The organism is Acetomicrobium sp. S15 = DSM 107314 (assembly GCF_016125955.1).
Classification (GTDB): Bacteria; Synergistota; Synergistia; order Synergistales; family Thermosynergistaceae; genus Thermosynergistes; species Thermosynergistes pyruvativorans.
This window is the reverse complement of the sequence record NZ_JADEVE010000242.1, coordinates 1-269: the sequence shown is the minus strand read 5'-3', so window position 1 is coordinate 269 and position 269 is coordinate 1. Positions and strand designations below refer to the sequence as shown.

The 269-nt window shown below is 56.1% G+C and carries 1 protein-coding gene; it reads left to right on the top strand.

Features of this window, described 5'->3' with window-relative positions:
* Window positions 1-189: 189 nt before the first annotated feature.
* On the top strand, window positions 190-269 hold an 80-nt coding region (locus tag EZM41_RS13675; RefSeq protein ID WP_232619157.1), incomplete at its 3' end, for a 3-hydroxyacyl-CoA dehydrogenase family protein.

Sequence of the window (269 nt, the reverse complement as noted above, 5' to 3'; positions counted from 1 at the left end):
CGACCTTCGAGCAGATGAAGGATCCGAGCAAGGTCCCGCAGGAGATAAAGGAGCGGCTGAAATGCGTCCGGCTCTGGGACACAGACCCGGCAAACCTCTTCAGGATCACCTGGAAAAATGAGCCCATAGAACGAGGCGGTGGTAGCGTATTCCGAAGGTGTGGCCGAGCCCCAAGACATAGATACAGCGATGAAGCTGGGCGCCAACCTGCCTATGGGTCCGCTCGAATTGATCGACATGATAGGCGTGGATGTACACCTCGCTAAGAT